Origin of the sequence: Halorarum salinum (assembly GCF_013402875.1) — an archaeon.
Taxonomy (GTDB): domain Archaea; phylum Halobacteriota; class Halobacteria; order Halobacteriales; family Haloferacaceae; genus Halorarum; species Halorarum salinum.
In genome coordinates, this window is sequence record NZ_CP058580.1 from 125,557 (window position 1) to 148,068 (window position 22,512).

19 protein-coding genes are annotated in these 22,512 nt (G+C 72.5%); 12 read left to right on the top strand and 7 right to left on the bottom strand.

From position 1 onward, the window contains the following. Positions 1–184 precede the first annotated feature (184 nt). From HUG12_RS20870 to HUG12_RS20880, 3 genes are all read left to right on the top strand, one after another. Positions 185–1,108 carry an ABC transporter ATP-binding protein gene (locus HUG12_RS20870; RefSeq protein WP_179270822.1) on the top strand — a complete coding sequence of 308 codons (924 nt, stop codon included), beginning with the start codon at positions 185–187 and terminating at the stop codon, positions 1,106–1,108. Beyond that, a complete protein-coding gene (locus tag HUG12_RS20875) occupies positions 1,105–1,953 on the top strand; it encodes an ABC transporter permease subunit (RefSeq protein WP_179270823.1) in 849 nt (282 codons plus the stop codon). Before HUG12_RS20870 ends, HUG12_RS20875 begins: the two co-directional genes overlap by 4 nt. A 216-nt stretch (positions 1,954–2,169) precedes the next feature. Next, a complete protein-coding gene (locus tag HUG12_RS20880) occupies positions 2,170–3,360 on the top strand; it encodes an MFS transporter (protein WP_179270824.1) in 1,191 nt (396 codons plus the stop codon). A gap of 18 nt (positions 3,361–3,378) precedes the next feature. Here the strand turns inward: HUG12_RS20880 and HUG12_RS20885 are convergent, their stop codons facing one another. Further along, positions 3,379–6,075, bottom strand: coding sequence for a heavy metal translocating P-type ATPase (locus HUG12_RS20885; protein WP_179270825.1), 2,697 nt, complete (start codon positions 6,073–6,075; stop codon positions 3,379–3,381). 188 nt (positions 6,076–6,263) lie between these two features. Next, positions 6,264–7,259 carry a GNAT family N-acetyltransferase gene (locus HUG12_RS20890; protein WP_179270826.1) on the bottom strand — a complete coding sequence of 332 codons (996 nt, stop codon included), beginning with the start codon at positions 7,257–7,259 and terminating at the stop codon, positions 6,264–6,266. Between the two features lie 342 nt (positions 7,260–7,601). On the opposite strand from HUG12_RS20890, the gene HUG12_RS20895 reads away from it, so the two are divergent. Both HUG12_RS20895 and HUG12_RS20900 read left to right on the top strand, forming a co-directional pair. Continuing rightward, positions 7,602–8,735: a nicotinate-nucleotide--dimethylbenzimidazole phosphoribosyltransferase gene (locus HUG12_RS20895; protein ID WP_179270827.1), complete on the top strand. Its 1,134-nt coding sequence runs from the start codon at positions 7,602–7,604 to the stop codon at positions 8,733–8,735. Continuing rightward, the gene (locus HUG12_RS20900; protein WP_179270828.1) at positions 8,732–10,033 is read left to right on the top strand and encodes a cobyrinic acid a,c-diamide synthase; all 1,302 of its coding nucleotides are present in this window, start codon (positions 8,732–8,734) and stop codon (positions 10,031–10,033) included. Before HUG12_RS20895 ends, HUG12_RS20900 begins: the two co-directional genes overlap by 4 nt. A gap of 335 nt (positions 10,034–10,368) precedes the next feature. Here HUG12_RS20900 and HUG12_RS20905 read toward each other — a convergent pair whose 3' ends face one another. Continuing rightward, positions 10,369–11,877: a hypothetical protein gene (locus HUG12_RS20905; protein WP_179270829.1), complete on the bottom strand. Its 1,509-nt coding sequence runs from the start codon at positions 11,875–11,877 to the stop codon at positions 10,369–10,371. Between the two features lie 182 nt (positions 11,878–12,059). Between HUG12_RS20905 and HUG12_RS20910 the strand changes: the two genes are divergently transcribed. The 5 genes from HUG12_RS20910 to HUG12_RS20930 all read left to right on the top strand — a co-directional run bounded on the left by HUG12_RS20910 (position 12,060) and on the right by HUG12_RS20930 (position 18,040). Then, a complete protein-coding gene (locus HUG12_RS20910; protein ID WP_179270830.1) occupies positions 12,060–12,794 on the top strand; it encodes a cob(I)yrinic acid a,c-diamide adenosyltransferase in 735 nt (244 codons plus the stop codon). A gap of 2 nt (positions 12,795–12,796) precedes the next feature. Continuing rightward, positions 12,797–14,458 (top strand): cobyric acid synthase, encoded by a 1,662-nt coding sequence (locus HUG12_RS20915; RefSeq protein ID WP_179270831.1) that lies wholly within the window; start codon positions 12,797–12,799, stop codon positions 14,456–14,458. A gap of 142 nt (positions 14,459–14,600) precedes the next feature. Continuing rightward, entirely contained in the window at positions 14,601–15,875 is a 1,275-nt protein-coding gene (locus HUG12_RS20920; RefSeq protein ID WP_179270832.1) for a CaiB/BaiF CoA transferase family protein, read from the top strand. A 347-nt stretch (positions 15,876–16,222) separates the two neighbouring features. Beyond that, a complete protein-coding gene (locus HUG12_RS20925; RefSeq protein ID WP_179270833.1) occupies positions 16,223–17,620 on the top strand; it encodes an ATP-binding protein in 1,398 nt (465 codons plus the stop codon). A gap of 81 nt (positions 17,621–17,701) precedes the next feature. Continuing rightward, a complete protein-coding gene (locus HUG12_RS20930; RefSeq protein ID WP_246308220.1) occupies positions 17,702–18,040 on the top strand; it encodes a CHY zinc finger protein in 339 nt (112 codons plus the stop codon). A gap of 33 nt (positions 18,041–18,073) precedes the next feature. On the opposite strand, the gene HUG12_RS20935 is transcribed toward HUG12_RS20930, so the two are convergent. Next, positions 18,074–18,457 (bottom strand): type II toxin-antitoxin system PemK/MazF family toxin, encoded by a 384-nt coding sequence (locus HUG12_RS20935; protein WP_179270834.1) that lies wholly within the window; start codon positions 18,455–18,457, stop codon positions 18,074–18,076. 108 nt (positions 18,458–18,565) lie between these two features. On the opposite strand from HUG12_RS20935, the gene nikR reads away from it, so the two are divergent. Both nikR and HUG12_RS20945 read left to right on the top strand, forming a co-directional pair. Then, on the top strand, positions 18,566–18,985 hold the full coding sequence (gene nikR / locus HUG12_RS20940; protein WP_179270835.1) for a nickel-responsive transcriptional regulator NikR: 420 nt from the start codon (positions 18,566–18,568) through the stop codon (positions 18,983–18,985). Between the two features lie 110 nt (positions 18,986–19,095). Further along, on the top strand, positions 19,096–19,494 hold the full coding sequence (locus HUG12_RS20945) for a VOC family protein (protein ID WP_179270836.1): 399 nt from the start codon (positions 19,096–19,098) through the stop codon (positions 19,492–19,494). 6 nt (positions 19,495–19,500) lie between these two features. On the opposite strand, the gene HUG12_RS20950 is transcribed toward HUG12_RS20945, so the two are convergent. The 3 genes from HUG12_RS20950 to HUG12_RS20960 are packed head-to-tail and all read right to left on the bottom strand — an operon-like array spanning position 19,501 to position 22,435. Beyond that, on the bottom strand, positions 19,501–20,586 hold the full coding sequence (locus tag HUG12_RS20950) for a metal ABC transporter permease (RefSeq protein ID WP_179270837.1): 1,086 nt from the start codon (positions 20,584–20,586) through the stop codon (positions 19,501–19,503). A 2-nt stretch (positions 20,587–20,588) separates the two neighbouring features. Further along, complete coding sequence (locus HUG12_RS20955; RefSeq protein WP_179270838.1) at positions 20,589–21,401, bottom strand: metal ABC transporter ATP-binding protein; 813 nt, start codon at positions 21,399–21,401, stop codon at positions 20,589–20,591. Continuing rightward, complete coding sequence (locus HUG12_RS20960; protein WP_179270839.1) at positions 21,398–22,435, bottom strand: metal ABC transporter substrate-binding protein; 1,038 nt, start codon at positions 22,433–22,435, stop codon at positions 21,398–21,400. Before HUG12_RS20960 ends, HUG12_RS20955 begins: the two co-directional genes overlap by 4 nt. Positions 22,436–22,512 lie beyond the last annotated feature (77 nt).

A 22,512-nucleotide genomic window follows, 5' to 3' on the forward strand; every position in this document is an offset into this window, starting at 1 on the left:
CGACGGGGCGTCCCGCTCGTCGTTCCCCGACGCTGTCGTTCGCCCCGGGTGGTCGACCGATCGGGGCCGCGTATCGGGATGCGAGACCCCGACGTCGTCGCCGGCTCGGGGTGCGTCAACCCGTAACTAACGTCGTTCTTTGAGACATCCGAACGTATTACTACTGACACGTGATGGTCCGAACGTGACGGCGATCAGAACCGAGGGACTGACGAAACGGTACGGGGACGTCGCCGCCGTCCGCGACGTGGACCTGGAAGTCGACCGGGGAGAGGTGTTCGGCTTCCTCGGCCCGAACGGCGCCGGCAAGTCTACCACGATCGACATGCTGCTGGACTTCGTCCGGCCGACCGGCGGCGAGATACGCGTCCTCGGCCACGACCCCCGAAGCGACCCACGAGCCGTTCGCGAGCGCGTCGGAATCCTTCCGGAGGGGTACGACCTCTACGACCGCCTGTCCGCTCGCAGGCACGTCGCGTTCGCGACGGAACTCGAGGGGAGCGACGACGACCCCGACGCCGTCCTGGCGCGCGTCGGTCTCGCCGACGACGCCGACCGCGCAGTCGGCGGCTTCTCGAAGGGAATGCGCCAGCGGCTCGCGCTGGCGATGGCGCTGGTCGGCGAACCGGACCTCCTCGTCCTCGACGAGCCATCCGGCGGCCTCGACCCGAACGGCGCGACGGTGCTGCGCGACCTCGTCCGGGAGGAGGCGGACCGCGGCGCAGCCGTGTTCTTCTCCAGCCACCTCATGGACCAGGTCGAAGCGGTCTGTGACCGGGTCGGGATCATGAATCGGGGTGAACTCCTCGCCGTGGACACGGTCGACGGCCTGCGCTCGACGTCTGGCTCCGCGTCAACTCTGGTGGTGTCGGTCGACGAGGTCCCGGACGTCTCCGGTCTCACCGTCACCGACGGGGTCAGCGACGTGGCAGTCGAGGAGGGGGCGTTGCGGATCGCCTGTTCCGATCCCGGCATCAAAGCCGACGTCATCTCGCGCATCGAGGACGCGGGGGCGTCCGTGACCGACATCGACGTCGAGGAGACGGATCTGGCGGACCTCTTCGCCGAGTACACGAACGAGGCGCGCGCTCGGGAGGTGGACGCGTGACGTCCGCGGCACTCGCCATCGCGAGGAAGGAGTTCGAGGACGCCGCCCGTTCGAAGCTCCTGTGGGGGCTCACGCTGGTGTTGCTCCTCGTGACGGTTCCGAGTTTCTACGGCATGACGAGCACCCCGTTCATCGACGGCGCCGTCGACGCCACCGAGTGGCTTCCGGGCGCGTTCGAGAACTTCGTGGCTCCGCTCGCGATTATCGCGGCCTACCGGGCGGTCGTCGGCGAACGCGAGTCCGGGAGCCTCCGGGTGCTGTTCGGCCACCCCGTCACTCGCCGGGACGTCGTCGCCGGCAAGGTGCTCGGGCGGGTGGCGCTGGTCGGAGTCGTGCTGCTCGTCGCGACGCTCGGCCTCGGCGCCGCCGTCGTCGCGGCCTACGGAACTATCCCCGCGAGGTTGTTCGCGACGATGTCGGCGTACGTCGTGGCGTACGGCGCCGTTTGGACCGCGGTCACCGTCGGCGTCTCCGCGGCAGCCCCCTCACGGCTACGGGCCATCGCCGGCATGCTCGGCCTCTTCCTGTTCTTCGGTCCGTTCCAGCTCTGGAGGAACCTCGGCGTCCCGCTCGTCGCACTGGTGGTCACTGGAAGCGCGTCGACCGCCGGCATCAGCCAACTCGATCCGAGCACGTGGCCGACGTGGTACCTCTACGCCCAGCGGCTCAACCCGATGCGGAACTTCATGATGGGCCGGGAGTTCGTCGGAAGCCTCGCCGATCCGTCGATCGGCTACCTCGGCGGCATCCGGGTCCAGTTGTTCGGCTTCGCGGTGCTTCTCGCGTGGGCCGCGGTCCCGCTGGCGGTCGGCTACTGGCGGTTCGAACGGGCCGACCTCACCTGACCGACGAGCCCCCGTACCCGACCGGGCAGACGGGCCCCCGTACCCGGGGTGTGGCTTTCGTCCGGAGGGCCTCGAACCGCGACGTGTCCGATGGAGCACCGTGGTGCCGGACGGGGCCGAGGCCATCGTCCGACCCGGGGGTGACCGGCACAACTCCGTCCTACCGTCCGTACACGGGTGCTAACAATCCGTGCTCCGCCGGAACGTCCGACCCGAATGTCGAGTCCCGAGAACGGGACCGGACGGCTCCCGGTGGCGATCCCGTGGTCGTCGCCGACGGTCCGCGTCGCCCTCCTGAGCACGCTGCTGGCGCCGCTCGGGGTGCCGCTCATCAGCCCCGCGCTGCCGACCATCCGGGACGCCCTCCTGCTCACGGACGCGCAGGCGAGCCTGCTCGTCTCGACGTACTTTCTCACCGGCATCGTCCTCTCGCCGTTCATCGGACTGCTCGCGGACCGGATCGGCCGGCGGCGCGTGCTCGTCCCGTCGCTGTTCGTCTTCAGCCTCGCCGGCGCGTCCATCGCGCTCGGGCCGCGGTTCGAACTCGTCCTCGCCGTCCGGGTCGTCCAGGGAACCGCCGCCGCCGCGCTGTTCATCACGACCGTCACGCTCATCGCCGACACCGTCGAGGGGATCCAGCGCAACACCGTCCTCGGGGTGAACACCGCGGTGCTCTCGGCGGGGGCGGCCGTCTACCCCCTCGTCGGCGGGGCGCTGGCGTCGATCTCCTGGAACGCGCCGTTCGCCGCCTACCTCCTCGGCCTCCCGGTCGCGCTGTTCGCCCACCGGGTGCTACCCGAACCGGCGCGCGAGCGTGAGACGCGCACCCTCGCGTACCTCCGGCGGGTCGCGTCCGCGCTGCCGGCGCGGGACGCGACGGCGCTGTATGGGTCCGCGTTCCTCGTCGAACTGCTGCTGTTCGGCTCCGCGCTGACGGCCGTGCCGTTCGTGCTCGCGGGGACCTACGGGCTCTCTCCCGTCGTCATCGGCGGGGTCGTGACGCTGGCGGAGGTCGCCTCGGTCGTCACGTCCGCGCTGAACGGCAGGTTCGCCGGGCGGTTCACGAACGCCGGCATCGTCGCCGCCGGCTTCGTCGGCATCGCCGTCGGCCTCGTCTCCGCCGGATGGGCGCCGAGCGCCCCGGCGCTCGTCGTCGCGACGGTCGTGCTCGGCGCCGGATGGGGGACGGTGCTCCCCTCGCTCGACGCCGGCGTGAGCGACGCCGTCCCGACGCGGTTCCGCGCCGGGGCGCTGAGCCTCCGGAACAGCACGACGTTCCTCGGGCGGGCGCTCGGACCGGTGCTGTTCGCGACGCTCGCGGTCGGACGGGGGTACCGGCCGCTGCTGCTGGCCGCCGGGGTGGGCGCGCTCGCGTTCGCGCCGCTCGTGGTGATTCTATCACGGTGACGACGGCGGGAACCGACCTCAGGCGGTCGACTCCGTCGCCTCCGCCGGAGTCGCCGTGTCGGCCGGACCCGCAGGGTCCTCGGGCGAGATGCCCGCCAGCCGCATCGCGTTCGCCGTCACGGCGGTCGTCATCCCCGCGTCGCCGACGAGTACGGCCGCCCAGATGGGGACCAGCCCGAACGGGACGGCGAGCGCGAGCGCCGCCTTCGCCGCGAGGCTCGTCCAGACGTTCTGCCGGATGATGCCGTTCCCGCGGTTCGCGAGTTCGTACAGGTACGGGAGCTTCGTGAGGTCGTCGGCCAGCAGGGCGATGTCGGCGGTCTCGAGCGCCGTGTCGGTGCCCGCGGCGCCCATCGCGACCCCGACCGTCGCGGTCGCCAGCGCCGGCGCGTCGTTGATGCCGTCGCCGACCATCGCCACGGTTCCGTGCTCGGCCATCAGCTCCTCGACGGCCGCGACCTTCTCCTCGGGGAGCAGCGCGGCGCGGTACTCGTCGACGCCGATCTCCCCGGCGATGGCGCGGGCGGTCCGGTCGTTGTCGCCGGTGAGCATGGCGGTGGCGACGCCGGCCTCGCGGAGGCGCTCGACGGTCCGCCGTGCCTCGGGGCGCACCTCGTCGGCCACGGCGATGACCCCCTCGAGTTCGTCCTCGGTCCCCACCAGCACGACCGTCTTGCCCTCCGACTGGAGCGCCGGCACGGTGTCCTCCAGCAGGTCGAGACAGTCGTGTCGCTCGCAGAGCCGTCGGGTGGTTCGGGTGACGACGCCGCCGTCGGTGGCGGCGTGGACGTGCGAGAGGTCGAAGCCGAGCTCCTCGAACAGCCCGGGCTTGCCGGCGTAGTGCTGGCGGCCGTCGAGTTCGGCGGCGACCCCCTTGCCGGTGATGCTCTCGAAGCCGGAGATCTCGCGGTCGTCGGCCGTCTCCGCTGCTCCCGACGCGCCGGCCGCCACGACCCCGGGCGCCGGGGACCCGTCCTCCGCCGGTCCGGTCGCCGACCCGTTCCGCTCGGCGTGTTCGACGATGGCGTCGCCGATGGGGTGCTCGGAGCGGAGCTCCAGCCCGCGGGCACACTCCAGCACCTCGGCCTCCGACCGGTCCCCGAGCGGGATCACGTCGGTGACGGCGAGTTCGCCCCGGGTCAGCGTGCCCGTCTTGTCGAACGCCACCGCGTCGACCTCGCCCATCGCCTCCAGGTGGTCGCCGCCCTTCACGAGCACGCCGTTTCGCGCGGCGCTCGTGAGCCCGGAGACGACCGTGACGGGCGTCGAGATGACGAACGCACACGGACACGCGAGCACGACGAGCGTCAGCCCGTACACGACGTACGTCTGCCAGCCCAGCCCGAACGCGAGCGGCGGGACGACCGCGAGCAGGACGGCCGCCGTCACGACGACGGGCGTGTAGTAGCCCGCGAAGCGCTCGACGAACTGCTCGCGCTCGGTCCGGTTCGCCTGGGCGTCCTCCACGAGTTCGACGATGCGGGCGAGAGTGTCCTCCCCGGCCTCGGAGGTGACCTCCACCTCGAGGTACCCCTCCTCGTTGACGGTGCCGGCGAACACCCCGTCGTCGACGGTCTTGTCCACCGGGACGCTCTCGCCGGTCACCGGCGCCTGGTTCACCGCGCTCGCGCCGTCGAGGACGACCCCGTCGCGGGGGATCTTCTCGCCGGGACGCACGACGACCGTCTCGCCCACCTCGACGACGTCGGCCGGGACGGTCACCTCCTCGCCGTCCCGGAGCACCGTCGCTTCGTCGGGCGAGAGGTCCATCAGCTCCCGGAGCGAGGTGCGCGCGCGGTCGATGGCGTACTCCTCCAGCAGCTCCGAGACGCCGAACAGCGTCGCGAGCATCGCGGCCTCGAAGTAGAACGGCTCGGCGAAGCCGACGCTCACGGCGACCGCGCCGGCGATGGCGACGCTCATCAGCAGGTCCATGTCGAGGCTGCGGTTCACGAGCGAGTAGTAGCCGTTCCGGAACACGGTCGCGCCCGCCAGCGCCACGGCCCCGAGGTAGAACAGGTAGCCCAGGACCAGGTCGACGCCGACGACGCCGACCGTCGGCCCCGTCGCGCCGGTGAGCGGGTTCGCCAGCAGGAACCCGCCCGCGGTCAGCCCGGCGGCGAGCCACGTGGCGATCGCGCGCCTGCTCCGCCAGACGCTCTCGCGGTCGGGCGCCTCCTCGTCCCCGTCGGCGGAGGTGCCGGTCACCTCGTAGCCGGCCGCCTCGACGGCCGAGACGAGGTCGTCGACGTCGGTCCGGTCGGGATCGTAGCGCACGACGACGGTCCCCGTCGTCGGCAGCGTGTCGGCCTCGCGGACGCCCTCGACGCCCGAGAGGGCGTTCCCGACCGTCCCCGCGCAGGAGGCACAGTCCATCGAGGGCACCGAGAGGCGGAGCGTCCCGTCGCCGCCGTCGGCGACGACCTCGTAGCCGGCCGCCTCCACGCGCTCGACGACCGCGTCGGCGTCCGCCCGGTCGCGGTCGTACGTGACGCGCAGTCGGCCGGTCGTCGGCCGCGGGTCGACCCCCCGGACGCCGTCGAGCTTGGAGACGCTCGACTCCACCTTGCCGGCACAGGACGGACAGTCCATCTCCGGCACCGAGAGCTCTAGCTCCGCCCGCGACCCGGCGGCGTCGCTTCCCCCCTCGCCCGCCGACGAGCCGGCCTCCGCGTCGTCGGGCGGCCCGGTCGATCGATCCGTCGAGTCGGTCATCACCGGAGGTCGGCGCCGCGCGAGTATTAAACTGGCTGCTACCGACCGGCGGATATTGAGTAGTCTTTACTAGTTTTCTCGCGCTCCATTAATAACTCTCCCGGCGGACCTGAGCCGCCCGAGGCCGACGGCGGGTGGCCGCGCCGCGGGTCGAAGGCAACCGGGGAGAGCCGCTGGCCGCGAGCGGCTCAGCGGAGCCGCTTGTACAGTTTCGCGGCGGCCTTCATGTCCCAGCTTCCCCGGTTCAGCGCCTGGTACCTGCGGAGTTCGGGCGCGAACTTGGCCTTGTACGTACAGAGGTCCGGGTTGTTCGCGCCGAGGAGGTCGTAGGCGGTGCAGCCGCGGGCCTTCGCCGCCCGGAACGCGTGCCAGTACATGAGGTCGTAGACGGGGACGGGCAGGGAGACGTCGGCGGCCGACTGCCAGCCGTACACGGTGCCGTCGTGTTCGAGGGACACCTCCCCGCCGCAGAACTCCCCCTCGTATCGGCAGACGTGGGCGTGGACGACCCCGTCAGGGAGTTCCGACAGGAGGCTCGAGACGAACGAGGGCGTGACGTTGTAGTCGGCGTCCTTCCGCTCGTGGAGGGCGGCCGCCTCCTCGATGATCCGTTCCACCTCGCCGGCGTCCGCCCGCGATATCTCGAGGCCGTCGGCGTCCGTCCGCAGGGTCCTGCGGAGGCTCTTGCTGAACGTCGCCAGCAGGTCCCCCTCGTCGGCGGTCAGGTCGAGCACGTAGGTGTAGCGGGGCGTCGCGTCGTAGCCGGCCCAGAGGAACGGCCGCTCGTCGTCGTACGCGGGGTTCGTCCGGACGTTGACGTACCGCGGGTCGAACTCGCGGTCGACCGCCCCGAGCACCGCCTCGACGAACCGTCGGTTGCGCTGCTCGCGCTTGCGCGGCTTCAGCTTCCCGGCGTTCAACGGAACCGGCCCGAGGTAGTGGACCTTCAGGTCGGGCGGCGGCGAGAACGCCGCGGCGAACGGCCCCTTCCGCATCTCGAAGACGGGGAACAGACCCACGGGTTCCTGCCCCCTGTAGCCGACGTACGGGTGGAGCCGCGCGCCGACGTGGTCGGCACACGTCGTCAGGAACTCGTAGCGGTGGAACGGCGACGCCTGATCGCTCCCCGCCAGGAGCTCGTTCCACGACGCCCCGTCGGCCATCTCCTCGACGTCGATGCTCATCCGGCGACCTCCGCGAACGGGACCGCCGTCTCCGGACCCGAGCGCTCGGACGGCCGAGGACCGACGGAGCCGCCGCCGAGTGACCTCCCGAACGACCGGCCGGGCCCGGGGAGATAGCGTCGGGATATCCCGATCATTACCGCAAGAGGGGAGAGAGGATGGCTTTGTTATGGGCCGATTATCCCGAGCGGACTAGCTATCGGCGAGTTGGAAGCGAGTTAGTTACCGCATCCGAGCCGGCCGCGGGCGAACCCGGGCGTCCGACGCCCCGTCGACGACGAACACAAGTCAGCCTTCACTACGACCAGTTCATTCAAGTTCGGCTCCGCCGACCCCGAAGGCATGTACTCGAGTCGCGGCACGACGTTCGCGCTCGCGGCGGGCACGACGCGCACCGCCACGATCCCCGGCATCAGCGCCGCCGGCGCCGACGCGGACCTCCGGGTTCACACGCCGAGCGCGGACGCGGAACTGCTCGCGTTCGGGCGCACGGTCAGCGCGCCCGTCGTCCCGGTCAGCCCGACCGGATGCCCGACGCCGGCCGTCGTCACGCGGGCGGCTTTCGAGGCCCTCGGCGGGGGGGCCACGGGGGGCGAGATCGCGGGAGTGGCGGGCGACCCCCTTCGCACGCTCGTGCTCGACTGCGGGCTCGCGCGCCCCACCGCGGCGCCGACGGTCGACCTCGGCGCGACGCCGGGCGCCGACGTCCGCGAACCGGTCGCGGTCCCCGACGCGGGGTCGACCGTCGAGCGCGCCAGGGAGGTGGGCCGTGCGCTCCACGGCGATCGACTGATCGTCGGCGAGACGGTGCCGGGCGGCACGACGACCGCGATGGGCGTGCTCGCCGCGCTCGGCGAGCGCCCCGCCGTCTCCTCGTCGTTCCCCGAGAACCCCCTCGAACGCAAGCGCGAGGTCGTGGACGCGGGGCTCGCCGCCAGCGACCTCGCCCCGGGCGGCTGCTCGGGCGACCCGCTCCGTGCGATCCGGCTGCTCGGCGACCCGACGCTCGCGGGCGTGACCGGCCTCGTCGCGGGCGCGCTGGACGCCGGACTGGGCGTGACCCTCGCCGGCGGGACCCAGCTCGCGACCGCCGGGCTCCTCCTCCGGCACGCCGGCGTCGACGACCCGCTGGCGCTCGCGACGACCTCGTTCGTCGCGGACGACGACTCCGCCGACGTCGTCAGCCTGGCCGCGGACGCCGACCTCGACCTGACCGTCACCGACCCCGGCTTCGCGGACGACCACCCGGCGATGGCCGCCTACCGCCGGGGCGAGGCGAAGGAGGGCGTCGGGATGGGCGGCGCGCTCGCGCTCGCGGACGAGGCCGACGCGCTCGCCGCGGCGAGGGAGCGGCTGGTCGCCGTGTACGACCGCGTCGTCGGTGACGGTTCGACGGACGATGGTTCGGCGAGTGACGGCGAGGACGGGCGGGACGGCCAGGACGATGGGGACGGCGCAGAGGTGGAGGCCCGATGAAGGGCGTCGTCCTCGGGGGCACCGCGTCCGGCGTCGGCAAGACGGTCGCCACGCTCGCGGTCTGTCGGGCGCTCGCCGCGGAGGGACACGCCGTCCAGCCGGCGAAGGCCGGGCCGGACTTCATCGACCCGGGCCACCACGAAGCGGTGACCGGCGTCCCCTCGCGGACGCTCGACTGTTGGCTCGAAAGGGAGGACGGCCTCCGGCGGAACTACCACCGCGGCGAGGGCGACGTCTGCGTCGTCGAGGGCGTGATGGGCCTGTACGACGGCGACGGCTCCAGCACCGCGATGGTCGCCGAGGCGCTCGAGCTCCCGGTCGTGCTCGTCGTCGACGCGAGCGCCGGCATGGAGAGCGTCGCCGCGACGGCGCTGGGGTTCCGGGAGTTCGCCGCCCGGGCCGGCCGGGAGATCGACGTCGCCGGCGTGCTCCTCCAGCGCTGCCACGGCGGCCGGCACGAGCGGGGCATCCGCGAGGCGCTCCCGGACGACATCGGGTACGTCGGCCGGATCCCGCCGGACGAGGACCTGGCCGTGCCGGACCGCCACCTCGGCCTCCACATGGGCTCGGAGGCACCGGTCCCCGGGGACGCGCTCGACGCCGCGGCCGAGCACGTCGAGGCGGATCGGCTCCTCGAGCTCGCCCGGGAGCCGCCTCGCGCCGACCCGTCGAAGCCGGCTTCTCCCCGCACGGACGCCACCGTCGCCGTCGCGAGCGACGGCGCCTTCGCGTTCCGCTACCCTGCGACGGTCGAACGGCTCCGCGAGCGCGCGACCGTTCGGACGTTCTCGCCGGTCGCGGACGACCCGCTGCCCGACTGCGACGCGGTCTACCTCCCCGGCGGCTACCCCGAACTCCACGCCGAGGCGTTGGCGGGGAGCGACGCGCTGGCGACGCTGGCCGACCGCGCCGCCGAGGGGCTGCCCGTGCTGGGGGAGTGTGGCGGGCTGATGGCGCTGGCCGAGTCGCTCACGACCGTCGACGGGGACACCCACGCGATGGCCGGGGTGCTGCCGGGGGACGTGCGGATGCGGGAGCGGTACCAGGCGCTCGACCATGTGGAACTGGAGGCACGCGAGGACGCCCTGACGGCGCCCGCGGGCGGTCGGCTCCGCGGCCACGAGTTCCACTATTCGAGCCTGGACGCCCCCGCCGACGTCCGGTTCGCGTTCGACGTGCGCCGCGGGGACGGCATCGACGGCGACCACGACGGCCTGACCGAGCACCGGACGCTCGGGACGTACTGTCACGTCCACCCCGAGAGCGGGGCGTTCGACGCGTTGTTGGATTCGCTTTGAGCGCGAGTAGTCGGACCACACGCTGTGAAGCAGTTCCCGAAAGCCCCCGCGGCTGTCGGCTCGGTGCGACTGCTGCGCTCCTCGCGCTCGCTCCGCTCGCGCTGCGGTGCTTGCTAGTCGCGCCGTCGCCGACAACCGCGGCCCCTTTCAGTCCCACCCGACCGCACAGCGCCTCACCCTCCCCAGCCTCCTGCGCTCCTCGTTCCGTTCGCTGCGCTCACTCCACTGCGGTGCTCGTCCCTCGCGCGGTTCGGCCGCGCACGAGGCGCGGCCGCCGCGCGCCTGCCGGCTGATTCCCACTTCTGCCCCGCCGAAAACCGCCACCGCCGCCCGACTCACTCCGACTCCTCGTGCTCGGCGCGAGCCTCGTACGTGCCGCCCCGGAAGCGGAACGTTCGACTGTCGGCGTCGTAGCCGACCGCGCGGTCCACGACGTGTTCGTCCGCCCGGAGGACCGCCCGGTCCGCGTCGTCCCCGAGGAACGCGAGCGTGTTGCGCAGGCCGAGGAGGGGGCGTCTCATGGCCTGCTCGGCGACGAGGCGGGGGGCGTCCGGGTCGTCGTCGACCCGCTCGACCGTCAGCGTCGCGTCCGGCGGGTGCTCGTCGTCGCCGTACTGGGGGGCCGTGACGGTCACCACGTCGCCGTCGCGCTCGCTCTCGACGTCCCCCGTGGGGACCAGTCCGACCGGGTCGGCCTCCACCTCGACGAGCGCGCCGCTCCGGTCGGTGTCGTGGCCGTAGCCCGCGACGACGCCGTACGTCCCGCCGCCGAGGAAGCCGACGCTCCTGGCGCCCTCGCAGGGCACCGACTCGCCGTGGAACGCCCGGAGGCGGTGTGCGACGACCCCGCCAGACAGGACGAAGCGGCAGTCGGCCGTCTGCGCCCAGGGGGCGACGTGGAACCACTCGTCGTCGACGAGTTTGTACAGGCCCCAGTGGCCACAGGAGGAGCCCTCCTGCGACCGATTGATGAAGTGGAAGTCGAACGCCGCGGGGAGGTCCGCGCGCTCGGTCGCGGGGCGGACGAACGACGGCGTCGTCGCGTCGGCCTCGTGGAACCACGCCGTCGACCCCTCGCCCGGGAGGTCGGGGACCGATCGGCCGGCGAAGCGCGACTCGCGGTCCGGCCCCGGTTCGTCGGTGTCCCAGACGGTCACCCGGAGGTCGGCCTCGCGCGACCGGAACTCGTAGATCCCCTCCGGGCGGCCGCGGCCCTCGCCGTCCGGGTGGCCGACGAGGGCGTACTCGCCCGAGACGGACTCGTCCGGGTCGAGTCTGACGGTCTCGGGGAGCCAGTCGCTCGACCCCTGCTCCGTGACTCGCCACTGGCCGTCGCCGTCCCGCGCCACCTCGGGGGCGCGCTCGACGAGGTCGTGGTTCTCCGTGGGCGCCAGCACGAGCGACTCGCGGTACGTGTACTCCGACCCGTACTCCTCCCACATCCGCCGGGGGTTGCGGCTCCATACGTCGTGGCCGAAGGGGGGCGTCTCCCGCAGGCGGAACGTGTTCTCGAACCGGCTCGCGTTCGTGAGCCGCGCCTCGACGCGGGCCGGGTGCTCGGCCGTGGCCGTCCCGAGGAACCGGAGTTCCACCTCGGCGCCGTCGTCGGTGCGGTAGGTCGTCGGCGAGAGCGCGTACGTGCGCCGGACGGTCTCGAGGTCGACGACGCTCGTCCGGTCGCCGAACGGGTCGCCGCCGGGTGTATCGGTCGGCGTGTCGGTCGGGTCGTCCGTCGGCGTCCCCTGCAGGTCGGGGTTGGTCGTCCGCGTGCGGGAGCCGTCCCGCGGCAGTGCGGCACAGCCCGAGAGGCCGGCGAGCGTCGCGAGGAGGGCGCGTCGGTGCATATCCCGACCTCACGAGCGGACCCTAAACCCTTTCTGAAGGGTCAAAGGCCCGTTTGACCCGAACCGGCGGCCGGTGCGGGCCGACGGCAGCCCGGGCCGACCACGGCGTCGGTCGCCCGGCGGGGCGTGCCGGCGGTGACGCCGACCGGTGGGAACTAAACCCTGGCTGTACAGCTACAACCATGAGCGAACGCGACGGGGCGGCGGAGGGCGCGAACCGCGACGGCAGCGCCGAGGACGACGATCGCGCCGACCGCCTCGCGAACACGCCCGGAAAGGGGATCACCCCCGAGGCCGCCGACGTCGAACCGGCCGGACCCGAGGAGTTCGGTCTGGTACAGGCCTGGTGGGGCGGCGGCAAGGGGAAGACGACCGCCGCCCTCGGCCTCGGGATGCGCGCGGTCGGCCACGGCTACCGCGTCCACCTGCTCCAGTTCATGAAGGGCGGCACCGCGAGCGTCGAGGCCGTCCGCGGCGAGTACAACGCCATCGCCGCGCTCCCGGGGTTCAGCTACGAGACGACCGGCCACTTCGGCTGGCACGGCTTCCTCGACGGCAGCGACGACGACGAGCACGCCGCTCGCGCCGAGGCGGCGCTCGCGCGCACGAGGGAACTCGTCGACGCCGCCGGGGCGGCCGACCTCGACGCGCCGCTCCCGCTCGAGGGCGACCCCGAGGACGGCGTCCACCTGCTGCTCCTCGACGAGGCGCTGTATGCCGCGAACCGCGACCTGATCGACCCCGACGACCTCGTCGACCTCGTCGAGAACAAGCCCGATCGGCTCGAACTGGTCCTCACCGGCGGCCACGAGTCGCCTGACTACCTGCTCGATTCCGCGGACCTGGTCACCGAGGTCCGCAAGGTGAAACACCCGTTCGACGAGGGGCAGCGCGCGCGGAAGGGCGCCGAGTACTGAGGATGGCCGATTCGTCCGAGTCGTCAAAATCGTCCAAACTATCCAAACCGTCCGACGCGTCCGGAGCCCTCGGATCGGACGCCCCCGACGAGCCCGACCAAGCCCCCACGCTGCTCGTCGTCGGCACCGCGAGCCACGTCGGCAAGTCGACCGTCGCGGCGGGGCTCTGTCGGCTGCTCGCGGACCGGGGGCTCGACGTCGCGCCGTTCAAGGCCCAGAACATGAGCAACAACGCCCGGGTGGTCCCGACGCCCGACGGCGCGTGGGGGGAGATCGGCGTGTCCCAGTACACCCAGGCCCGCGCCGCGCGGACAGGGCCGACGACGGACTGCAACCCGGTCCTGCTCAAGCCGCGCGGCGCCGGCGAGAGCCAGCTCGTCCTCGACGGACGGGCGGTCGCCCACTACTCGGCCGGCGAGTACTACGAGGAGCACTGGGCGGACGCGCTCGATGCCGCCGAGGCGGCACACGCCAGGCTCGCCGCGGAGCACGACGCCGTCGTGGCCGAGGGGGCCGGCTCCGCGGGGGAGCCGAACCTCCGCGAGCGCGACCTCGCGAACGTGGAGACCGCCCGGTTCGCCGACGCGCGCGTCCTGCTCGTCGCCGACATCGAGCGCGGCGGCGCGTTCGCGAGCGTCCTCGGCACGCTCGAACTGGCGCCCGACGCGCTGGCCGACCGCGTCGAGGGCGTCCTGCTGACGAAGTTCCGCGGCGACCGCGCCATCCTCGACCCCGCGATCGAGGAACTGGAGGAGCGGACGGGGGTCCCGGTGCTGGGCGTGCTCCCGCACGACGACCCGGGGCTCCCCGCGGAGGACAGCGTCTCCCTCCCCGCGGAGGGGGTACGGGGGGTCGGCGGCGACGGCGACGGGGTCCCCCCGGAGCGGGCGGTCACGGTCGGCGTCCCGCGGCTCCCCCGCGTCTCGAACTTCACCGACCTCGACCCGCTCGCGCGAACCGCCGGCGTCCGGGTCGCGTACCTCCCGCCGGACGACGACCTCGGGGGCTGTGACGCGCTGGTGTTGCCCGGCACGAAGAACACCGTCGACGACCTGCTGGCGCTCCGGGAGGCGGGGTTCGGCGACCGGCTCGCCCGCTTCGAGGGGCCGGTGGTCGGGCTCTGTGGCGGCTACCAGCTGCTCGGCGAGCGCGTCACGAACGCCGGCGTGGAGGCCGCGGGCGAGCTCCCGGCCGCCGACGTCGGCGGCGGGGAGGACGGGGGAGGAGACGGCGTCGTCGAGGGGTTCGGCCGGCTCCCGGTCGAGACCGAGTTCTCCCCGGAGAAGCGGCTGACCGTGACCGAGACACGGCTCGACGGCGCCCCCGACGGCCCGTTCGCGGGGGCGGCCGGCGCGGTGTCGGGCTACGAGATCCACATGGGCGAGACGACGGCCGTAGACCCCGTCTCGCGTCCGCTCGGCCCGACCAGCGCGGCGCGGGGGCTGACGGCGGGGACGTACCTCCACGGCCTGTTCGAGAACGACGCGGCCCGGGAGGGGTTCGTCGACGCGACGTTCCGCGCGGCCGGGAAGGAGCGCCCGCGGGACCGGGGCACGGACGCGACCCGTCCGGCCGCATCCGGGGCCGAAGACCCATGCGACGCGGCCGCCGGGCTGCTCCGCGAGCACGCCGACCTGGATCCGTTGCTCTGGCCGGGCGTTTGATCGACCGGAACGGTGAACGGGTCCGGCGCGCGGTCGCCACGCGGCGCTCCGAGTCAACCGCCCCCGACCGCCGATCCGGGGCTCCGACCGATACATCATCCTCGAACAGGACAACCTTGTTCCCGGGGGTCGTGGCGGAGGTATGGTCGGAGAAGCCGAACACCCGTCGGGGGACGTCGGACCGCTCGACGGCGTGACCGTGCTCGACGCCTCGCGGGTGCTCGTCGGGCCGTTCTGTACGATGCAACTGGGCGACCTCGGCGCGGAGGTCATCAAGGTCGAGCGCCCGGGCACGGGCGACCAGACGCGCGGCTGGCACCCGCCCCGGTACGGCGACGCCGAGGAGAGCTCGTACTACATGAGCGTCAACAGGAACAAGCGGTCCATCACGCTCGCACTCGACACCGAGGAGGGCCGGGAGGCGTTCCGGGCTCTCGCCGCGGACGCCGACGTGCTGGTCGAGAACTTCCGCGTCGGCCGGATGGACCGGTGGGGGCTCGGCTACGCCGACCTCCGCGAGGGGAACCCGGAACTCGTCTACTGCGCGCTCTCGGGCTACGGCGAGTGGGGGCCCGACCGCGACCAGCCCGCCTACGACATCATGATGCAGGCCGAAGGGGGGCTGATGTCCATCACGGGCGTCGACGGCGGCGCGCCGGTCCGCGTGGGCGTCGCGCTCGCGGACATCGGGGCCGGGATGTACGCGACCCAGGCCGTCCTGGCCGCGCTGTTCGAGCGCGAGTTCGGCGACGGGACCGGACAGAAGATCGACGTGAGCCTGCTCGACGGGCAGGCCGCGTGGATGAGCTACATGGCGACGAACTACTTCGCCACGGGCGACCCGCCGGGCCGGATGGGGAGCAAGCACCCCACCATCGCCCCGTACCGGGCGTTCGAGACGGCCGACGACTACGTCGTCGTGGCGGTCGCCTCCGAGCCGATCTGGGAGCGGTTCTGCCGCGCCATCGACCGGCCCGACCTCTACGCCGACGAGCGCTTCGAGACCAACAGCGATCGGGTGGCCAACCGCGAGGCGCTGGACGAGGACCTGGAGGCGCTGTTCGCGGAGCGGGAGACCGCGGCGGTGCTGGAGCGGCTCAGGGAACACGACGTGCCCGCGAGCGGCGTGAACGACATGGCGGACGTGTTCTCACATCCCCAGGTGCTCGCGCGGGGGATGCGCGCGAGCGTCGACCACCCGACGGCGGGCACGGTCGAGTTCCCGGGCACCCCGATGCATCTCTCGCGGACGCCGACGACCGTCCGCCGGCACCCGCCCCTCCTCGGCGAGCACACGGACGAGGTGCTCCGCGAGCAGGGGTACTCCGACGAGGACCTCGAGGACCTGTACGCGGCGGGCGCGCTCGGCGACCGATTCGAGGGGGAGCCGTTCGACGGGGAGGCGTCGGACGACTGAGGACGGATAGCGGCGGCCCCTCCTCCCGAACGTTCCCGTATCGGTGCAGGTCAACCGAAAGCGTCCGTCGGCCGTCGCCACGTCCCCGGTCCGCCCGGCGTCACACTCCGGGCAGCAGGCGCGCGACTGGAGGTCGTCCCAGTCGTGTCTCGCGCCCGGCGCGCCGAGCGCCCACCCGACGACGCGCTCGTCGGCGTCGTTGTACCCCGTCCGGAACTCGCCCGCCGGACCTGCTCCCCGGCGTCGACGACGGCACTGGGGTGGTCTGCCGTTAGTAAAATCGAGGTTAGTAAAACTTCGATTTTGTTATTCGGCACGACTTTGGTTCCCCGCCCCCAGACGCCACCATGGCCCACCCCCGGTTCGTCGACCGCGAGGCGGAACTCGCCGAGTTACGGTCGCGATACGAACGCGACGATGCGGATCTGCTCGTCGTCTACGGGCGGCGACGGCTCGGCAAGAGCGCGCTGGTTCGCGAGTCCATCCGGGACCGGACGGACGCCGTCTACTGGCAGGCGACCGAGGAGACGCCCGACGTGCAGCTCGCGGACTTCGTCGCGACCGCGAGCGAGACGTACCCCGTTCTCGACGACGTCCGGCGGGACTGGGAAGCGCTGTTGCGAGCGCTCGGACGCGAGGACGCCGTCGTCGTCCTCGACGAGTTCCCGTACCTCGTCCGGTCGGACGACGCGCTCCCCTCGAAGGTCCAGCGCGTGTGGGACACCGCCCTCGAGGACACGGGCACGACGCTCGTCCTGGTCGGGTCGTCGATCAGCGTGATGGAGGAAAAGGTGCTCGACGGAGGGAGTCCGCTGTACGGCCGGCGAACCTTCGCGCTCGACCTCCCGCCCCTGGGCCTCCGGGACGCCAGCCGGTTCTACCCCGGCGACGACCCGGAGACGGTCGTCGAGTCGTGGGCGGTCTTCGGCGGTACCCCGTACTACCTGCGGGCGCTCGACCCGTCCGCCTCGCTCGCCGAGAACGTCCGGCGGCACGTCCTCTCCGAGCACGGCGTCCTCCACAACGAACCGGAGTTCCTGCTCCGCACGGAGTTCGGCATCCGCGAGCCGGGGACGTACTACACGGTCCTCCGGGCCATCGCCACGGGGAAGCGCGCGGCGAACGAGATCGCCGACTTCGCGGGCGTCGACTCGAACGCGCTGGGGTCGTACCTCTCGAAACTCCGCCGCCTCCGGCTCGTCGAGCGGGACGTGCCGGTGACGGCGAACCCGACCGCGACGCGCAAGAGCCGGTACCGGCTGACCGAGCCGCTGTTCCGGTTCTGGTTCCGGTACGTGTACGGCCAGCAGGGGAAGCTCGCCCAGCTGGGGGACGACGCGTACGAACGACTGGTCGACCCGACGTTCCCGGCGTACATGGGACCGATGTTCGAGGAGGTCTGTCGGGACGCGCTCCCGTCGCTGATTCCGAAGACGTACCGGGGAGTCGGCTACTGGTGGCACGACGGGCACGAACTCGACGTCGTCGGCCTCGCGAGCGACGGGACGCTCGTCGTCGGCGAGTGCAAGTACACGAGCAGGGCGATGACCGAGGGCGACCTCGCCGACCTGGAACGGGCCGCGGCGGCCGTCGAGTGGACGCCGCCGGGTGGCGGCGACCCGACGCGCCACTACTGCTGTTTCTGTCGGTCCGGGTTCTCGGAGGGCCTCCGTGCCGTCGCGGCCGAGCGGGGGGACGTCTCGCTGTTCACCCCCGCCGACGTCGTGGCGGGACCTTCGGAGTGATCGCAGGTCGCTTCACGAACGACCTCGCCGACCACGAACGCGCGTCGAACCGCTTTTGCGCACGGCGCCCCGCTACCCGGCGTGATCAGCCGACTCGTCCACGGCATTCCGGTCCACGGGGTCGAGATCGACCCCGAGACGCGGTGTGCCCACTACGACACGGGGCGGGACGTGATCGCGCTCCGGTTCGGCTGCTGCGGCGAGTTCTACGCCTGTTTCCGGTGCCACGACGCCGTCGCTGGCCACGACTCGGAGCCGTGGCCGCGCGACCGGTTCGACGAGCCGGCGGTGCTGTGCGGGGCCTGCGGCGCGGCACTCGCGGTCGGCGGGTACCGCCAATGCGAGTACTCGTGTCCCCGGTGCGACGCCGCGTTCAACCCCGGCTGTGCCGACCACGAAGACCTGTACTTCGAGGGGTGATTTCGCGCGGCGGACCGGGCGGGTCGCGTCGACTCATCCGAGGTAGTCGGTCAATGCCCTGATGGCCTCGTCGACGAGTCGCTGATCGAGCCGTCCCTGCCAGTGTTCGACGTCGTCGCGGTCGAGCGACTGGACGCCCCACGGGACGACGTAACTCCGGGGCGGCACGCCGCCCCGGATCCAGTCCGCCTCGGGAATCGACGACAACCCGCCCGGCCACGTTCGCGTCGTCAGCGTCAGGGTGATGTACTGGTCTCCGTGGAACGGACGACCTTCGTGGTTCGAAATCACGAGCCGGGGCCGCGCGGCGCCGGCCCCCTTGAACGCGCGGTCTCGGTTCGCGACGAGGTAGCCGAGGACCCGCTCGGGGACGGAAGCATCGGAGAGTTCATCCTCGCTCGCGCGGTCGATCGACATCGTGGGGCCACGAGGAGTGCTCGTTCGAGCGCTGACGATGCTAACTCCGCCCCCGAATCGGGCGCGTGTTCACTACGCTTTAATAATCCGAGTCCGTTCAGTTCATACATGACGGTCGTCAGCGTCTCGATGCCGGACGACCTCGTCGACCGCATCGACGAGTTCACCGAGGAGCACGGCTACACCGGCCGAAGCGAGCTACTCCGGGAGGCGTCCCGGAACCTGCTCGGCGAGTTCGAGGACAAGCGCCTGGAGGGCCGCGAGCTGATGGGCATCGTCACGGTCGTCTTCGACTACGAGGGGACGGCCGTCGAGGAGCGCATGATGCAACTGCGTCACGAACACGAGGACATCGTCGCGTCGAACTTCCACAGCCACGTCGGCGACCACAACTGCATGGAGCTGTTCATCCTCGAGGGCTCCCTGGAGGAGATCTCCACGTTCGTCGGGAGGATCCGCGCGACGCAGGACACGACGACGGTGGACTACTCGGTGACGCCGATCGACAGCGGCGACCTGCTGGAGTAGTCACGGGAGCCGCCGGGCCCCCGCGAACCTGAGGAGGGACGCGGGACACGTCGGGAAAGCACTCGAAAACTGGGGTGGGGATTTTTCGGGAACGGCCGCGTCGAGGCCGCATGGACCCACACGTCACCCTGGTCACGCTGGGCGTCGAGGACCTCGACCGCGCCATCGAGTTCTACCGCGACGGCCTCGGCCTGCCGATGCGGGACCGCGACGGCGAGGAGATCGCCTTCTTCGACCTCGAGGGCGCGATGCTCGCGCTCTACCCCCGCGACCTGCTCGCGGAGGACGCCGGCGTCCCCGCGGAGGGGTCGGGGTTCGGGGGCGTCACGATCGCCCACAACGTGGACGACCGCGACTCGGTCGACGCGGTGCTGTCGGAGGCCGAGGCCGCCGGCGGCGACCTCGTGAAGCCGGGCGAGGACGCCGACTGGGGCGGCTACTCCGGCTACTTCGCCGATCCCGACGGTCACCTGTGGGAGGTCGCCTGGAACCCGTACCTCGACGACTGACCGAGGTCAGTCGTCGCGGTCGATGCCCTCCGCGTCCGCCGCGACGCGGTCCTCGCCGGCCCCGACCGCGTCCCCGGCTCCCCGGCGGCGAGCACGACCCAGCCACGTCGCGCGAACGCGGCCCGCGGCGAGGACCGCGACGAAGACGGCGATGGCGACGAGGACGATCGACCCGCCGGCCGCGGTGCCGAAGCGGTAGGCCGCGAACACGCCCAGCAGCGCCGCCACCTCCGCGAACGCGACGCCCGCGAACAGCGACCCGCGGGAGGTTCGCGCGGCGTGGGACGCGGTCGCCACCGGGACGACGAGCAGCGCGGCGACGAGGATGACGCCCATCACCCGCATCGCGCCGACGACGACGACGGCCGTCAGCACGGTGAGGAGCCGTTCGTAGCGGGCGACCGGGACGCGCGCCGCGCGAGCGCCGACCGGGTCGAAGGCGACGTACGTCAGCGGACGGTACGCCGCGGCGACGGCGCCGCCGACGAGCACGCACATCCCGGCCAGCAGCAGCACGTCGTCGGTCGAGACCGTCGCGAGGCTGCCGAACAGGTGGGCGTCGATGCCGACCGAGATGCCGCCGTCGGTGAGGGTGACGAGGACGCTCCCGAGCGCGAAGCCCCCCGTGAGAAGCAGCGCGAGCGCGACGTCGGCGTTCACGTCCGCCCGGTCGAGCAGCGTCTCGAGGACGAGCGCGGTGACACAGGCGACGACGAGCGCCGTCGCGGTCGGCGAGACCGTCACCGGGAGCGTCGCGTTGACGAACAGCCCCGCGGCGACGCCCGCGAACGCCGTGTGCGCGAGCGTGTCGCCGACCATCGCGAGTTCGCGGTTCACGAGGAACGTCCCGACCAGCGGGCCGAGCACCGCCGCGAACGCCGCCGCGAGAACCGAGCGCTGGAAGAACTCGAACCGGAGCGGCGCGAGCCCGAGCCATCGGTAGCCGACCTCGTGGAGGACGCCGCCGAACGCCTCGTCGACCAGCCAGACGGCCCAGTCGGCGACCGCGGCGAGGGGGTCGAGTGCCAGAAGGACGGCCAGCGCCGACGCGGCGGCGAACTGCGCCGAGAACTGGCCGAGCGTGACTAACATCGTCAGCGGTCGTGGGTGAGCAGGCGCGTGTCCGACCCGTAGGCCGACACGAGGGCGTCCCCGTCCAGCAGCGACTCCGGGTCGCCGTGGAAGTGCAGTTCGCGGTTCAGGCAGGCGACCTCGCTCGCGTAGGCGGTGACCAGCCCGACGTCGTGCTCCACCAGGACGACGGTGAGCCCCTCGGCGGTGAGGTCGGCGAGCAGTTGGTAGAAGCCGTCGCGCGAGTCGGCGTCGACGCCGACGGTCGGCTCGTCGAGCGCGAGCAGGTCGGCCTCCGCGGCGAGCGCCCGGGCCAGGAACACCCGCTGGCGCTGCCCGCCCGACAGGCGCCCGACGCGACGGTCCGCGAGGTCGGTCACCCCGGTTCGGTCGAGCGTGTCGGCGACGGCCGTCCGGTCGGCGTCCCGGAACCGGCCGAACGGTCGGTGCGGATACCGGCCCATCCGGACGACCTCACGGACCGTCATCGGCGTCCCCTCCGCCACGGCGGTCGCGTCCTGGGCGACGTAGGCGAGCCGTTCGCCGTCCGCGAACCCGTGGGCCGGCTCGCCGAACAGGCGAACCGTCCCGGCGTCGGGGCGGCGCAGGCCGAGCAGGAGTTCGACCAGCGTGCTCTTCCCGGAGCCGTTCGGGCCCACCAGCCCGAGGAACGTCCCCGCGTCGAGCGACAGCGACACGTCCTCCAGGACCGGCCGATCGCCGTAGCCGAACGTCACCGACTCGGCTTCGACGACCGGATCCCCGGCCCGATCGTCCGCCGGATCCGACCGACCGCCGCCCGGCGAACCCGCCCGACGACCTTCCGCCGAACTCATGCGTCCAGCGCCCGGCGGAGCGTGGGCAGGTTCACCTCCCGCATGATCTCGACGTAGCCCCAGCCGTTCGCCTCCCACTCCTCGGTGACGCCCGGGATGGGGGTCAGCGGGAGCACCGACACGTCGGCCTCCGCGGCGAGCTGGTCGGCGGCGCTCTGGGACCCCAGCGGGTCCGCGAGCACGTACTCGGCGTCGTGTTCCGCGAGGTGCTCGCGCGCACGCTCGACGTCGCGCGAGGTCGGCTGCTCGTCCGGCGAGAGCCCCGTCAACGCCTCCACCGAGAAGCCGTAGCGGTCGCCGAGGTGGGCGAACGAGTCGTGGCCGGCGACCACGACCGTGTCGCGGGCCGTGCCCGCGAGCCCCTCCTCGAAGTCGGCGTGGAGGTCGTCGAGGCGCCCCCGGTAGTCGTCCGCGGCGGCGGCGTAGGCGTCCGCGCCGTCCGGGTCGACCTCCGCGAACGCCGCCTCGACGGTACTCACGGCGGTATTCACGCGGACCGGGTCGAGCCAGAAGTGCGGGTCCGCGTCGCCGGGCCCCTCGCCGTGGTCGTGGCCGTCCTCCTCGTCGTGGACGAATCCGTCGTGGTGACCGCCGTCCCCGTCGTGGCCCCTCGCTTCGTCGTGTTCCCCCTCGTGGTCCCCCCCGACGTCGAGGAGGTCCACGTCGCCCCCCGCGGCGACCGCCCGGACGGGCGAGTCGTCCTCGCGGAGGCCGCGGACGACGTCGTCCGCCCACGGTTGGAACCCCGCCATCGCGTACACGAACAGGTCCGCTTCGCGGACGCGCTCCTGAATGCGTGGACCGGGCTCCCAGCCGTGGCCGTGCTGCCCGACCGGGACCAGCGTGTCCGCCGCCGCCCGGTCGCCCGCGACCGCCGTCGTCAGGTCCCCGAGCACGAAGAACGACGCCCCGGCGCTCGTCCTCCCGTCGTCCCCGTCCGCGCCGATCGCGTCCGTCGGAGTGCCCGCACACCCCGCGGTCAGCCCGAGAACCCCGGCCGTCGTCGCCACCGCGCGGCGTCGAGTACATCGCATGTTACTAAATTATGCCAATGTAATATTAAAGATTGTCTTTTACTTCGGATTGTATAATATTTCGCCGGCCGGGGCGA